This is a genomic window from Rhizobium sp. PEPV16, assembly GCF_008919455.1.
In the GTDB taxonomy this organism is placed as follows: Bacteria; Pseudomonadota; Alphaproteobacteria; order Rhizobiales; family Rhizobiaceae; genus Rhizobium; species Rhizobium leguminosarum_Q.
On sequence record NZ_VSZV01000328.1, the window covers coordinates 1 to 14,203 of the forward strand.

At 60.6% G+C, this 14,203-nt stretch carries 16 protein-coding genes; 4 read left to right on the top strand and 12 right to left on the bottom strand.

Annotation, left to right across the window (positions count from 1 at the left end):
- The 3 genes from FY112_RS38485 to FY112_RS22275 form a co-directional block, all read right to left on the bottom strand.
- A partial coding sequence (locus tag FY112_RS38485; RefSeq protein WP_151519293.1) for a mechanosensitive ion channel domain-containing protein occupies positions 1-1,612 on the bottom strand: 1,612 nt, incomplete at its 3' end.
- 138 nt (positions 1,613-1,750) lie between these two features.
- Positions 1,751-3,061, bottom strand: a complete 1,311-nt coding sequence (locus tag FY112_RS22270) for an epoxide hydrolase family protein (RefSeq protein WP_151519294.1) — start codon at positions 3,059-3,061, stop codon at positions 1,751-1,753.
- Positions 3,062-3,128: 67 nt separating this feature from the next.
- Positions 3,129-3,572 (bottom strand): VOC family protein, encoded by a 444-nt coding sequence (locus FY112_RS22275; RefSeq protein WP_029874119.1) that lies wholly within the window; start codon positions 3,570-3,572, stop codon positions 3,129-3,131.
- 303 nt (positions 3,573-3,875) lie between these two features.
- Here FY112_RS22275 and FY112_RS22280 point away from each other — a divergent pair, with 303 nt between their 5' ends.
- Positions 3,876-4,829 (top strand): alpha/beta hydrolase, encoded by a 954-nt coding sequence (locus FY112_RS22280; protein ID WP_151519295.1) that lies wholly within the window; start codon positions 3,876-3,878, stop codon positions 4,827-4,829.
- On the opposite strand, the gene FY112_RS22285 is transcribed toward FY112_RS22280, so the two are convergent.
- From FY112_RS22285 to FY112_RS22305, 5 genes are all read right to left on the bottom strand, one after another.
- The gene (locus tag FY112_RS22285) at positions 4,818-5,732 is read right to left on the bottom strand and encodes a LysR family transcriptional regulator (RefSeq protein WP_151519296.1); all 915 of its coding nucleotides are present in this window, start codon (positions 5,730-5,732) and stop codon (positions 4,818-4,820) included. The two genes, FY112_RS22280 and FY112_RS22285, sit on opposite strands and share 12 nt — an antisense overlap.
- Positions 5,733-5,893: 161 nt before the next feature.
- Positions 5,894-6,586, bottom strand: a complete 693-nt coding sequence (locus tag FY112_RS22290; protein ID WP_151519297.1) for a DUF599 family protein — start codon at positions 6,584-6,586, stop codon at positions 5,894-5,896.
- Between the two features lie 111 nt (positions 6,587-6,697).
- Positions 6,698-7,654, bottom strand: coding sequence for a biotin-dependent carboxyltransferase family protein (locus FY112_RS22295; protein ID WP_151519298.1), 957 nt, complete (start codon positions 7,652-7,654; stop codon positions 6,698-6,700).
- Positions 7,642-8,349, bottom strand: a complete 708-nt coding sequence (locus FY112_RS22300) for an allophanate hydrolase subunit 1 (protein ID WP_181018263.1) — start codon at positions 8,347-8,349, stop codon at positions 7,642-7,644. Before FY112_RS22300 ends, FY112_RS22295 begins: the two co-directional genes overlap by 13 nt.
- Before the next feature lie 111 nt (positions 8,350-8,460).
- Positions 8,461-9,240 carry a 5-oxoprolinase subunit PxpA gene (locus FY112_RS22305; protein ID WP_151519299.1) on the bottom strand — a complete coding sequence of 260 codons (780 nt, stop codon included), beginning with the start codon at positions 9,238-9,240 and terminating at the stop codon, positions 8,461-8,463.
- A gap of 302 nt (positions 9,241-9,542) precedes the next feature.
- Here FY112_RS22305 and FY112_RS22310 point away from each other — a divergent pair, with 302 nt between their 5' ends.
- Positions 9,543-10,067, top strand: a complete 525-nt coding sequence (locus FY112_RS22310; protein WP_151519325.1) for a PAS domain-containing protein — start codon at positions 9,543-9,545, stop codon at positions 10,065-10,067.
- Positions 10,068-10,152: 85 nt separating this feature from the next.
- Here FY112_RS22310 and FY112_RS22315 read toward each other — a convergent pair whose 3' ends face one another.
- On the bottom strand, positions 10,153-10,974 hold the full coding sequence (locus FY112_RS22315; protein ID WP_151519300.1) for a universal stress protein: 822 nt from the start codon (positions 10,972-10,974) through the stop codon (positions 10,153-10,155).
- 157 nt (positions 10,975-11,131) lie between these two features.
- Here FY112_RS22315 and FY112_RS36890 point away from each other — a divergent pair, with 157 nt between their 5' ends.
- Complete coding sequence (locus FY112_RS36890) at positions 11,132-11,416, top strand: hypothetical protein (RefSeq protein ID WP_165504447.1); 285 nt, start codon at positions 11,132-11,134, stop codon at positions 11,414-11,416.
- Here FY112_RS36890 and FY112_RS22320 read toward each other — a convergent pair.
- Together FY112_RS22320 and FY112_RS22325 are read right to left on the bottom strand one after the other, a co-directional pair.
- Positions 11,389-11,766, bottom strand: a complete 378-nt coding sequence (locus tag FY112_RS22320) for a hypothetical protein (protein ID WP_151519301.1) — start codon at positions 11,764-11,766, stop codon at positions 11,389-11,391. The two genes, FY112_RS36890 and FY112_RS22320, sit on opposite strands and share 28 nt — an antisense overlap.
- A 66-nt stretch (positions 11,767-11,832) precedes the next feature.
- A complete protein-coding gene (locus FY112_RS22325; RefSeq protein WP_077978166.1) occupies positions 11,833-12,501 on the bottom strand; it encodes a hypothetical protein in 669 nt (222 codons plus the stop codon).
- A gap of 257 nt (positions 12,502-12,758) precedes the next feature.
- Here FY112_RS22325 and FY112_RS22330 point away from each other — a divergent pair, with 257 nt between their 5' ends.
- Positions 12,759-13,385 carry a TerC family protein gene (locus tag FY112_RS22330; RefSeq protein WP_025394600.1) on the top strand — a complete coding sequence of 209 codons (627 nt, stop codon included), beginning with the start codon at positions 12,759-12,761 and terminating at the stop codon, positions 13,383-13,385.
- On the opposite strand, the gene FY112_RS22335 is transcribed toward FY112_RS22330, so the two are convergent.
- The gene (locus FY112_RS22335; RefSeq protein WP_151519302.1) at positions 13,382-14,200 is read right to left on the bottom strand and encodes an MBL fold metallo-hydrolase; all 819 of its coding nucleotides are present in this window, start codon (positions 14,198-14,200) and stop codon (positions 13,382-13,384) included. The genes FY112_RS22330 and FY112_RS22335 overlap by 4 nt on opposite strands.
- Positions 14,201-14,203: the final 3 nt, after the last annotated feature.

Sequence of the window (14,203 nt, forward strand, 5' to 3'; positions counted from 1 at the left end):
CGTCGAACAGATAAAAGACGCCGGAGATGATGTCCTTGACGAGTGTTTGCGCGCCGAAGCCGACGGCTATGCCGACGACACCGGCGCCCGCCAGCAGCGGTCCGATCTGGATGCCAACTGCATCCAGGATCATCAGGAAGCCGACGGCTCCGATCGCCAGGAACAGCACATTGCGAAGAATGGGAAGGAGGGTATTCAACCGCTGACGCCGGCGCGCGTCGGGACCCTCGTGATGCCCCCCCTGCTCGCTTCGCGACGCCACCGCCATCTGGCTATCGATCAGCGTGCTTGCGAGCTTCCAAATAACGTCGGTCACCAGCAGCACGATAACAATGCGGATTCCTGCGCGGATCAAACGCGTGGTGACTGTTTCGGCAGCGGCAAGGTCACTGAGATTGACATTCCACGCCCGGGCAATGAGCAGCGCAGCGACCACGATGAGGCCGTTCCGCAGCGTTTGCATGATGACAACAGACCATCCGACGATGGCCGGATCTTCGACCGCCTGCCTCTCCCCGGATTGAACAATGCGACGGATGATATCACGAGCCACCGAAACGGTAAGCGGCAGAAGCGTGATGACGATCACTGTCCAGAATGCCCCGTGGAGCCCGGACACCCATAACAGCCACGATACTATGATGCTCGCGCTGAAGCCGACACAGACCAGCCGGCTCACCGACGGCCCGTCGGAACGAAAGTGCCGCAGCCAGATCATAACGATCAAAGCGATTGAAACGACACCAAGCCATGCTGCGGTAAAGAGGTCGACCAAGATCGGTGAAGCCCGGATCGTCCCGATCACTTCAATGGTGGCCCAGCCAGCCGCCAGCACCGCGACGATTCCGAGGAGCCAGTAGTACCAGAACCAGGCAAGCGTGGTGACAAGCGTCAGAAGCCGCATATGCGGCAGGCGGGCGCCTGGCGCGATGACAATGCGGCCCACAAGCACGCCAAGGCGCACCATGAGCGCAGCCGATAGCAGAATGAGTGCAATATCGCGAAACACGGCAGGCCATGGAAAGAGGATAAACGCGCCGAGGCTTCCGATCAGGTAGCCGACCAAGGCGAGAAGACCCATTGAAAGCCGGGCAGCGTGGAGCTTGATCCGCTGCCGGACGGTGTCGGCGGGCGCGTTCAGAACAAAATGGAGTAGCCCTCGCCCTGACCACCAGGCAAGGCGCTGGGCAACGAACCCGCCTGCGACGAAGAGCACGACCGCCAAGATCAGGCCGACAGGTTCGATACGATCATCCGTTTGGAAGACCCGGATCGCCGACTGGATCTGCCCGGGCAAGGTCGGAACTGCGTCGACGAGTGTGAGCAACCTCTGGCGCAAATCCTGTAGCGACGTGGCAATCGACGTCGGTGCCGCCTCTTGCGAGACTGTCACCGGCTGCGCCGGTTCCTGATTGCCGGGGACGATCCGATTGACCAGCGCTCGTCCGGAATCATCATTCGGCAATTCGATAATAACCCGGATTGGCGCCGAGGAATTGGTCGACTCAGCCGCCGAGGCGGGGCTTGCGCTCGCCAGCAGTAGCGTTGAAAGTACCAGTGTCAGGAATGCGCACACTCTGCGGCGAGGATGGCGGTCGTCGATGATGTGCATGTGGCCGTGGTCCCCGCGATGGTGTCGTCGCTTTTGCTGGGTTGGTCGAAACTTCGGACTTTGTGAAGCGTTGCACGACCAACGTCAATCGACGAACCGGTCTCGGGGACGCTGACTGTGAACCAAGGGCCGGCGGCGTTAAGACCGCAAGCTTCTGAAGGCCTCCCTGATCTCCTGACTGAAAAGTTCTGGCTCCTCCCAGGCAGCGAAGTGACCGCCCTTGGAGGCGCGGTTGTAGTAGATAAGTTTCGGATAGGCCTTCGACAGCCAGTGCTTTGGCGGCTTGTAGACCTCGCCGGGAAACACCGTGACGGCGACCGGGACTTGGACGGGCGTGAGCTTGGCGCCCGACATGACGTTTTCCCAATAGATGCGACCGCTGGAAGGGCCGGTGTTCGTCAGCCAATACAGCGTGATGTTGTCGAGGATGGCATCCTTGCCAAGGGCCTGTTCGGGATCGCCGCGTGTATACACCCAGTCGGCTATCTTGTCGTAAAGCCAGGCGGCGAGGCCGACCGGAGAATCCGCAATACCGTAGCCGACCGTCTCCGGCCGCGTGCTCATGATCGCTGCGTAGCCGAAGCCGTTGTTGAGGAAGTTCCGAGCTTCGTCGAAGACGACTTTCTCATCCGCAGACAAGCTATCGGGAGCCGGCCCTCCATTTTTGAGAGCCTGGGCTGCGTCCGCTGGAAACGTCGTAGCCCGCTCGATCCTGTTGACGTGGATTGCGAGCAGACCATCGGGTGCCTGGCGACCCAGGGCGTCGCTGATGATCGCGCCCCAGTCGCCGCCTTGCGAGACATAGCGGTCATAGTTCAGACGCTTCATCAGCACGTCCCAGGCAGCCGCGATCCGCTGGGGGTTCCAACCCGTAGCTGGAGGTTTGCCGGAAAAGCCGAATCCCGGGATCGACGGGATCACCAGATGGAAGGCATCATCAGCCGTGCCGCTATGCGCCGTCGGATCGGTGAGCGGCCCGATGACATTAAGCAGCTCGAAGACCGAACCTGGCCAGCCGTGGGTCATGATCAGCGGCAGCGCGTTTTCATGACGGGAGCGGACATGGATGAAATGGATGTCCAGTCCATCGACAGTGGCGAGAAACTGCGGAAAACTGTTCAGCCTGCTCTCTGCGTTCCGCCAGTCATAGGACGACTGCCAGTAGCGCACCAGCTCCTTCAGCCTGTCGGGTTGGACGCCCTGCGAACGATCCATGACGGTTTCGCCGTCGGGCCACCGGGTCTCGGCAAGACGCCGCCTGAGATCTGTAAGCGCCGCGCCGGAGATATCAGCCTTGAAAGGTCGGATTTCCTCGGATGCGGCGCCAACAACATCAGCGGCGTTGGGCGTGCGCGGAAGGAGAACGGCGGTTATGCCGGCCGCGGCAAAGCCTGACAGCAGCGAGCGGCGCGATACGTCGCGGTGTTTCAAAACGTTCAGCGTTGCCATGATGCCGTGTCCTTTGGTGATATCGAGGAGAGGAAAAGATGCCCTGCCCGCTTCAATGCCGAAAATGTCAGGCCGCGTCCGCGCCGGAACGAAAGATCAGAAACTTGTTGCCTTCGGGATCACGAAAATAGGCGCAGTAAGGACCCGTGCCGTTCTCGCCACGCGGACCAGGAGCCCCTTCGTCCGAGCCACCCGCCGCCAATGCAGTTGCATGGGCTTCGTCGACCTTTGAACGGGACGGCGCTTCGAAAGCAATCATTCCACCGTTGCCGACGGTGGCAGGGCGGCCATCGAACGGCTTGATGATGCCGAATTCGAGCGTGCGATGACCGTAGTAGATGGCTCGGTTGGGCTGGACGAGGACTCGTCCGATCCCGAACACGGCCAGAAGCTTGTCGTAGAATACCGAGGCGGCATCCAGATCGTTCGTGCCGACAGTGGCGTGGCCCGGGAGGCCGCGGACCTTGTCGGGGGCGGCCGCAACCTGTCTGCTTTGGGTAATGTCAGTCATATCAGTTCTTCCTTATATTGTCGCGGCCGACGCTCTGCCGTCCGCAAGCAAACGCCAACGAGCTGTCTCAAATCGGCGGCTGGTGGATATTTGGGCGGGTCGACGGACGGCCGGCACCTCGGGAAAGTGAGAGGCACCCTCTCGTTCAGATGTCAGTCTTGGGCAGCCGGGTTGCAGCGCTGCCGCCGTCGAGAGGGTTCCTCTCACTTTCTCCGGCTACCGCGGGCTGACGCCATGCTCAATTATTTGTGGAGACAGCCGGCTTTTGGGCTTTGGCTGACCGCCGTTCAGAAAGGACGTCCTATGTCTAAGGACAGAACCGCAAATGCTGCATCAGTCGCAGCAACTCCGTCTTCCCACACGGATGAAGCCTTCGCTTCCGCTTCCGGAGAAGCCGCGCAAGACGCCGTCGACTTCATCGAGATCAACGATCTCCTGACGCTGAGGAGGAAGGTTGTCCGCGCCCCCGCTCCAAAAGGCACCGTGCTTTTCCTGCATGGATTTCCGGAAACGCTGATGGTCTGGAAGGGCATCGCGACAACGCTTGCTCACGACTACGACGTCCACGCCTTCGATTGGCCGGGCTACGGGCAATCGTCGCGCCCGGCCTTCGTGCGGTTTTCCTACGCGCCGAAGGCGTACGCCCAGGTGTTGAAGGCCTATATCGAACGGGCAGGCATCGACCGGTCGAAGCTCGTGATCTACGCGACTGATATCGCTGCCCTCCCCGTCCTGCTGCTTGCTCTCGACGAGCCAACGATCGCCAGACAGATTATCGTCGGAGACTTCGCGCCGTTCGACCGGCCGCAATACATGTGGGAGAATCTGCAGAACCTCAAAGCCGAGCCGACCGCCTCGCCGACCCGAGCCTACATGAACAAGACCAGCGACGAGATCCTTCAGAACGTGCACAGGCGCGGCCTCTCACCCGTCGAGCAATTCGATCTGCCGATCGAGGTCCAGCAAGACATGTTCCATTCGTGGAGCCTTGACGGCGTCACGTCGGCGGACGCCTTTGCCCACTACTACGCGAATTTCACCCGCGACCAGCATCACCTGGAGGCCAACCTCGACCGGCTCAAGACGCCCGTGAAAGTGATCTGGGGCGAGAAGGACATCTACATCGCAAGGGAAATGGGCATTGAGTTCGCCGGCAAGATCGGAGCGAAACTCGACATTCTGCCGGAAATTGGTCACTTCCCGCATCTTCAAAACCCGAAACATACGGTTGAAGAAATCATCGCATCATCCAGATAATATTGGATTATCTTCACAGACAGATTGCGAGCGCAGCCGCGGCAGTGCCCAGTCGACGAAAGCCCGTACCTTCAACGCGAGAAGCCCCTGTCTCGCGTAGACGATATGAATGGGCTGGGGTGGGCCGTCGAAATCGCGGAGGATGGGAACGAGCGCGCCGGACGCCAGCTCGTCTGGAATCTGATAGTCGAACAGCCGCGCGATCCCCGCCCCGCCGACGGCCGCCGCAACACAGTTTGCCGCGGTATTCACTTCCAGCCGGTTGCGGGGCACCGCCTCCATCGGCGTACCATCGACGTCGAAGGTCCAGAAGAATGTCCGCTTGTTGAAGATGATCCCGTCGCGATCGATGAGATCGCCGGGACGCTCGGGCATGCCATGCCGCTTGAGATAGGCGGGGCTCGCGCAGGTCAGCAGGCGGAATTCGCCGATCTTGACGGCATGGAGGGCGCTGTCGGCGAGGTCGCCGAGACGGATTGCGATATCCACCTGCTCGGATACGAGATCGACCGTGCGGTCGAGCGAGAGGAGGTTCAATGACACCTCCGGGTATTTATCCATGAAACTCAGCGCAATGGGCAGCACGTATCGGCTCCCGTATTCGATCGGCATCGTGATCGTCAGCACGCCTCTGGGCGTCTGGTATTCCCCGGACGCTCTTCGTTCGGCCTCATCGAGATCCGCCATGATCTTTCGGGCGGCGTCGACATAATCGCGCCCGGCATCAGTCAGCTGAAGATTGCGGCTGGTGCGGACGATGAGGTTTGCCCCAAGATGGCGTTCAAGTTCGGCCACCTTGCGGCTGACGCTAGGCAATGGCGCGTTCAACTTCCTGCTGCCGGCTGAGATGCTCCCGGCGTCGACGACCGCCAGCAACATGCGCATCGCTTCGAGACGATCCATCGGACACCGCCAATACCGCTTGTGTGCAACCCAGCCTAAGGCCAGGCTTTAGAACATGATGCCGAAAAGTGTGCGCGTTTTTCGGACGACATCATGCTCTAACTCTTAAATTTAGAACAGGATTCAAATTTTAGGCCGACCGCGCCTGAAATCGTCCTGTTCTAGTCAAGCAGCTTGCGTATGGCCATGATCCCCTTTGCAGCATCCGACCAGGATTGACGCCAGATCAAAATGCCGACGCTGAGGATGGTCGCAACAGCGAAGGGGATTGGCCCGAGAAACCAGAAGGCGGCAGCGAAGGTAAAGTAATAAGACCGGACGCCGACACTGAACGATCGAAGCGCAGGGTTCAAAACCAGGGTCAGGGCGTTCGTCCAGCTGGCGATGTCCCTCTCCTCATCGCGGGATGGGCTCGCCCCGATCGACGCCAGGCAGTAGTTGATCTGCCGGACCGCCCAGATGAAATCGGATAGGCCCCGCAGCAGCGTCGCCATGATCAGGAGGACCTTACATTGGAAAAACCACGCCGGGTCCTGGGCCGCAAACATCGCGATCAGGCCACCGCCCGATCCATAATTCGGCTCCATGAACAGCGCGCCGCTGAGCCCGACGATGACGATGAGATTGGCGGAGCCGAAGAAGGACGCCGAATTGATCGTGTGCCCGAGGATCGCGGCATCGCCGATGAAGTTGTTGTCTCGCGTCAGCACCTCCCGCATCCAGGCGGCGCGAATGCGCACCATGTCAACGGAAAGGCTGTCGTTCTTCCTCGGCCACCCCGCTGCCATCAAAGGCTCGACGGCCACCCAGACGAGAAGGAAGAAAATGATCGCCGCGATGTTCAGAAAATCCATGGTGCCCCCGAACCGAATGTGGATTTTTTCTGAACAGTACTTCGAGCTAACCGCAGCTCCAAGCGACTATCGCCGCCCTACCCTTCAGATCGACACGCCTATGTTCGGGCGTCATGGTCCGTCGCGGACTGCCGCGAGGTAACGGGACATCGTCGATGCCCGAAGCCGAATGTGCTCGATCGCATGCTGCGGCGTCACGGCCAGGAAACCGACATGGTCGCGTGGGCGTAGCTGGACGAAGGCGTCCAGGTCCGAATCCACCACCGTGGCGATCTTGGGATATCCTCCGGTCGTCTGATGGTCGGCCAGCAGAATGGTGGGAACACCGTCTCCGGCCACCTGCACCGAGCCCCGCACGATCGCTTCCGACGGCATGTCCAGCGCCGCACTTGGCGCAAGCGACGGACCTTGGAGGCGTACCCCCATGCGGTCATAGGCGTCGCTCAGGCGGAAAGGCGACGAAAGGAAATTCGACAAGGTTTCTTTCGAGAAGAACCGATCCTGCGGACCGACCACCACACGCAGCTCGGATCGCGGTCTTGCGATGACCGGACATGTGATCGGACCATTTCGATCATCCCGCACGTCCGGATCGGCTATAGTGAGCGTCTGTCCGGCTGCAAGGCGCCCGCCGCCGAGGCCGGAGAGACTGTGAGTCGACATGCTGCCCAGCCAGGTCTTCGCCTCGATATGACCGGCGAAGGCCAGATACGTCCAGCTTCCCCAGTGTCCCGGACGGATCGCCAGCCGCTCCCCGGCTCTCAAGGTGGCGACCATCCATGCGCCGCGCTTGTCGCCGGCATGCTCTACGATGAAGCCTCCTCCGGCGACGGCGAATGTAACGTCCCCCGACACGCAGTCGAGAACCACGCCGCCCATGGAGACTTCGATTGCCGGCTGACCGGCAGGATTGCCGACGGCGGCGTTGGCGGCTGCAAACGAGGTCCTGTCCATCGGACCGGAGGCCGGAACGCCATACCGCATGAATCCGTGACGTCCTTCGTCCTGGACAGCGACGTGAGGACCCGCGAAGTTGATTGCAAGGACGGCTTCGCTCATGCGGGGCACCTCGCGTCGAATTCGGCCCTCGATATGCGGCGGAAACGCACCGCGTCTCCGACGTCGAAAAGGAACGGACGGTCGTTGGACGCGGCGTCGAGGATCTTTGTCGGCGAGCGGCCGATGATCCACCAGCCGGTCGGCATGGCGAGCGTGCTCACCAGGCATTGCGGACCGGCGATCAGCACGCTTCCGGCAGCGATGCCACGAATAGGCGCCGGCTTCCTCGGCTGCTGAATGGCTTTGGGCACGCCTGCGAGGTAAGCGTATCCTGGAGCGAAGCCGTACATGAAGACGCTGTAGTCGCCGGAGAGATGGGTGGATATGACGTCTTCCGGCGATAATCCACTCGCCTCGGCGACGGCGGCAAGATCGGGCGCAAGATCAGGATCGTAGCAGACGTCGACTTCGCGCATCGCTCCGATCGTCTGTGGAGCCTCGGCCGTCAGACGCTCGGCAATGGCCGCCTCCGTCGTCCGATGATCGGCCACGAGCGGGTCGAAGCATATGAGAATGCTGGCATAGGCCGGAACGGCTTCGACGAATCCTTCAAAGGGTGCCGCCTTCAAGGCGGCATCCAGCTTGACGACCTGATCGTGGATCCGTTTATCGATGGTCGCGCCGAATTCGACGAGCACCGCGTGCCCGCCCACCGGGCGGTAGGTCGGAACGCTGCCGGACGATGCGGACGGGTCCTCTGACACGTCAGTCGGCGCCTTCGATCAGAATGAAGTCCGCATCCGCAGCCCGCGCGCAGGTCCCGTAGGCTTCCGGATCGGTGACGGCAGCCTGGGCGATAAGATAGCCTTTGGCCATCACCTGTTTTCCTTTGTCTGTTGAAGGAATGGACCCACCTCGATGCCTGCCTTTTGCAGTTCCCGGCGCACGTGGACGGCCATGGCAAGCGCTCCCGGGCTGTCCCCATGAACGCAGATCGAGTGCGCATCGAGAGGGATCGGGACGCCGTCGACCGTCGGCATGAGGCCGCTGGATAGGTACCCGATCAATCTAGATGCCGCCTCCGCGGGGTCATGGATCATCGCTCCCGGCAAGGTACGCGGAACGAGCCGACCCGTGGAGAGATAGCCGCGATCGGCAAAAATTTCGCTGAAGACGGTCATCCCGGCAACGCGGGCCGCATGTTCCAGCTCTGTCCCGGAGATCGCCAGTATGGCAAGTTCCGGCGAGACCGCTCGGGTTGCGCGGATGATGGCGTCGGCGACCGGCCGTTCGTCGGCCGCCCAATTGGCGAGTGCGCCGTGCGCCTTGATGTAACGGACTTGGGCGCCTGCCAGAGCCGCAGCTCCCATCAGCGCCCCTGTTTGCGTTGCGACAAGCTGCTCCACCTCCCGGATGCTCAAGGGGATCAGGCGTCGTCCGAAGCCCTCGCGATCTGCAAAGCCCGGATGAGCGCCGGCGACGACACCCCGCTCGCTTGCGAGCGCCAGCGTCTCCACCATGGTTGCTGGATCTCCGGCATGGCCGCCGCATGCGATGTTCGCACTAGTGACGACGTCAAGGATCGCCTTGTCGTCGCCCATGCGCCAGGGCCCAAACCCCTCCCCCAGATCAGAATTGAGATCGATTTTCGTCATGATTTCCGTCAACCCTTCGCGCCGGCCTTGTCAGCTTCGTCGCATTCTGGAACGTCGAAGCCGAGGTGGAGCACACCTTCGCTGTACACGTCAAGAAAACGACGCTGCTGGCTGCGCACAACGAGCTGGTGTGGCGATCGCGGGCCCTCAGATTGTCCTTGCAGTTGCGTCTGATGGAAACGCAGTTAAAATCGGGGGTGAAATGGTCGACCGCCCGGTCATTGATCGAGCGCGTCGCATTCTTTCAAGAGCCAGGTGACGTAACCACCCGGCAGCATTGGCGTGCAGACCGGGGATGCGGAATGAGTCTTGTCAACAGAGCTTTGGGAACGTCCGAATTTTCTTTTACCGACGAGCCGGGCATTTTCACCTGGGAGTTGGCGACCGACAAGGTTTATGCGGATTCGGCGCTGGCAAACCTCTTTGGGCTTGATCCCGAAGAGACTCTCACGGGGCTGCCGGTCATCAGATACCTCGACCGGATTCATCCGGACGACAAGCCGTCCGTGGCCAGGGCGATTTCAGATTCGGTGATCACAGGAAATCCGTATCGCTGTGACTATCGGGTATTTGATCGAAGCGGGCAAATAGTCGCCGTGGCGGCCTTGGGCCGCTGCTTTAGGGATGAAGCCGGAAACCCATCGCAATATGCGGGCATCGTATTTCCGACGAATGATTACCAGGAGCAAGACGAATTGTCCGCTCACTGCAGAGCGGCACTGAAAATTGCGCGGTCATCCGGCCTGCGGACGACGGCCGATGCGCTTGAAGCGATCGTCAAGGAGCTGGCCAAGCCGATGCCTTCAGACGTCGCGCAGGTTCATTGATTCCTTCCAAAGCGTTGGTTGCGGCATCAGACTTTCGGTGATGGCGATATTGTTACTATCGTCGACGCGACGCGCGCACTCTGAATTAGTGACAAAGGAGAGTGGGCATTTCGAGGTGGGTCAACAGCGACCGTGTCACCCCTCCCAAGAGGAATTCGCGTAGTCTCGAATGGCCGAATGCGCCGGCGACGAGCAAATCTGCCTTGCGTTCCAGGGCGGCAGCTTGAATGACGCTGGCCGGTGAGTTTCCCTTCGCTTGAACGGCTGCGACATCGACGGCAAGACCAGCCTTCCGAAGCGCAGCCGCAAGGTGATCTCGGCTGCGCTCGTCAATCTGCTTATCATCGGTGACGGAAATCAGGACGACACGCGAAGCCTGTTCCAGCAAGAACCTGGCACCCGCCAGTGTCCGCGCCACGGTGGCTCCTCCATCCCAGGCGACGGCAACAGCATCGATCCGGCCGGAGAAATTATCCGGGGGAAAAAGCAGGAGCGGTCGACCGCTTCCAAACAGCACGCTCTCGATCAGCGGCCTCATCAGCACAGATGCTTCCAAAATGGAAAGATCATATGCGCGCGACAGTTCGGCAAGAGTTTGTGCGACAAATGGCTCCCTCGCATCGAATGGCTGGATATCGACCTCGACCTCGGCTTTTTTCGCATAATCACGGAGCGTCTGCCCGAGAACGGTTCCATTGTCCTTACTCAAGCGCTCCGCCTCCGCACGCATTCTGTCGACGTCAATGAGTGATGGAAATCGCGGCTGAAAGGGTTCGACCCTGACCAGCGGTATGCTTGCCGTCAAACCGGCCTTCTGGTGAAGGGAAACAGCGACAGCGTTCTGAAGGAGCGAGAAGGAGCTTGCGTCTGGATAGGTGGCCAGCGGTAAATGGAATTGCGCTTTCACGGCTGATGTCCTCCGAATGGTGGAGGTTATCATAGCGCAGAGGTGTCTCCCGCGCTTTGACGAAGATCAAGGTCGTTCCACCCGAAAGTGCGAACGTGATATTGACGGTCCTCATCAGGAAGCAAGCGGAATTCGTTGGGCGAAGCGGCAAAGATCGATGCAGGCGGCACAAGAAGAGGATTGCAGCGCCACCGGCACCATTGCGGCATTGGCGGTCTTTGCGCTGGGCTTCGCCAATCTTCTTGCGAAAGCCGTCCTTGCAGCAAGTATGGCGAGTATCGCTTATGCGGTTCGTTTCGCGATCCTGGCGGTGTCGGACGTTTGCCGGAATTGCTGGCCTGCTTCTAGCATGAGCGCTTATTCGCGTATCAAACTCGCCCCCCGCACCAGACAGCCATCATCAACGACGATCCGTCACTGCCGTCTCACCTCCTGGATATGACCAACAAATCCCGCAAGCAGTACGCCGAGCGCAAGACGCCGAACCAGTCTGGCTGCAATGAAGGTTGTGCCGATCGCCGCGGCAAGTTTCAGCCAGGGATAATCGCCAAGCTGGACATGAGCGCTTGCATCGACCGATACCGCCTTGGCTTTCAGCGCCGCTTCGGCATCCTCGCGCAGCACGCCTATACGGGCATTCAGCAGCCTGACCTCATGCTGCAGGGCATGCAGGCTCTCGTCGGCCTTTTCACGCGCGGTCTGCTCAGCCGCATCGGCAAAGGGCGGATCGCCTTCCGCGATCAGTTCGTCGGGTTCAGGCGGAAGGCCGTGGCGGTTGATGGATGATTGCATCGACATCTCCTCGAATAGGGTAAGCGAGAAAAATGAAGCCCGGCATTGGGGCCGGGCCTCATAAGATCAATGGTCGCGCCGGAAACCCTGGCTCTGGTGAGACCCGCCCTGGGATTGCGACTGGCTTTGCGATTGCCGATCGGCATCGTCCGATGGCTCGTTACTGCCGGGCAAAGTATAGGCGCGCACTTTGGCGCTTCCATGCGTGGTGTCGCGCATTGCCACTGGGCGGGCGTCGTCGAATGCGCTCTCGGACACGGCGAGATCGTCCGACGATTTGCCGCCGGAGGCTTGGCCGGCAAAACCGGTATTGGACGCGCCTTGTTGCCTGTCCTCCAACGACCAGAGATCTGCACGCTCATCCATGTCGATGCTGCCTTCGTCGTCCAGAATATCGTGGACGGTCTCGTAGAGCGCGTCATCGACATCATTGACCTGGACGAGGAAACCGCCTCGCCGCAGCCCTTCTGCGTAGACCGCGCGATCCTCGTCGGGGAAGAAGAAGTCTGCCAGCGCGTCGAAGAAGCCGCTGCGGTCGTCGCTCATCGCGCCGGTATTTTTTGCGCCCGCCTCATATCCGGGCATCAGCCTTATTCTCGCAACCGGCACGCCCGCGTCCTCAAGACGGGAGACGGCGGATTCGGCGTCAGATCGGCTGTCGAAGAATGCAGCAAGGCTGCTGCCGCCTGTCGGGCCTGAAAAGGCCGGGTTGGTATCATTGTAAATGCTGCCCATGGGACTCTCCTCTCGGTATCTGGATCCAGCCGCCAAGCCGAAGTTTGGCCGAAGTCTGGTTTCCTGACTTGAAGAACCGGCGGCTGTGTTGAATGTTCCAAGGGAATGGCGATGCTCCGCTGTATCGCCTGCTGTTTCATTGCCGCCAGCCATTTCGACGCGCAGACGCGCAAATTACGCCGCCTGCGAAATCGCTCAGCGGTTGACGTCAAACCTTCGAGACGCTAGCACGGCTTTGACGTATTGGGGATATTCATATGGACATGTTTACGGCAGCCGGTATGACGGCTTTGCTGCAGGTCATTGCTATCGACCTCGTTCTCGCCGGCGACAACGCCGTGGTTATCGGTCTTGCTGCTGCCGGCCTCGAGGCGACACAGCGCCGCAAGGCGATTATCGTCGGCATCGTGGCCGCGACCGTTCTGCGCATTCTCTTTGCCAGCGTCGCAGTCTACCTGCTGGCGATCGTCGGCCTGCTGCTGGCCGGCGGTCTGCTGCTGCTCTGGGTCTGCTGGAAGATGTGGCGCGAGCTTCGCGCCGGCCATGGCGAGCATCACGGAGCGGTGGGTGCCGAAGGTGCGCCGAAAAAGACCTTCTTCCAGGCGGCGACCCAGATCGTCATTGCCGACGTCTCGATGTCGCTCGACAACGTGCTGGCCGTTGCCGGTGCTGCGCGCGAACATCCGAGCGTGCTGGTCATCGGTCTTGCCCTGTCGATCGCGCTGATGGGTATTGCCGCAAACTTTATCGCCCGGTTGCTCACCAACCATCGCTGGATCGCCTATGTCGGCCTGCTGATCATCCTCTATGTCTCGCTTGACATGATCCACCGCGGCGGCGTCGAACTGCTGCCCTACGTGCAAGCGAGCGGGTTCAAGCTTTAGAGCCTGACCTCGGTCTCAAAACTCATCTGGTCATACGCCGGCACCACATGGTCCGGCGTCTCAGCCATCACCACGTCGTAGTCGAGCGGCGTGTGCATATGGGTGAGGATCGCCCGTTTGGGCTTCAACCGGCCGATCCAGTCGAGCGACTGTTCCAGCGACAGATGGCTCGGATGGTAGGTATATTGCAGCGCGTCGATGATCAGCATGTCGAGGTTCTGAAGCTTCTCGACGGTCTGCGGTGGGAAATCGCTGATATCACTGCAATAAGCCACATCGCCGATGCGGAAGCCGAGCGAGTGGATATCCCCATGCTGCTGGATATGCGGATGGAAGGCGATCGTCCCGCCTGGACCATGAATTTCGACGGGCGCGTCGAGGTTTTCGATGACGATCGGCAGCACGATCGGCGGGTAATTGCTGCCCGGCGGCGTTTCCAGGCAATAGCCGAAGGCTTCCCGCAACCTGTCCATCGTAAATTGGTCGGCAAAGATCGGCACTCGGCGGCGGGTGTTGTGAAAATAGCCGCGCAGATCGTCGATACCGTGAATATGATCGGCATGCGGATGGCTGTAGAGCACGGCATCGACATGGTCGGCCCCTGACCTGATCATCTGATCGCGGAAATCCGGGCCGGTGTCGATGACGACGGTCGTCACGCCGCCATCGAGTGCGAATTGCTGCACCATAAAGGCAGCACGCGTGCGTCGGTTCTTCGGATTGTCGGGATTGCAGGCGCCCCAGTCGCCGGTGATGCGGGGCACGCCCGGTGACGACGAACAGCCGAGAATGGTGAAACGCCGCCGGTAGAGCACGCC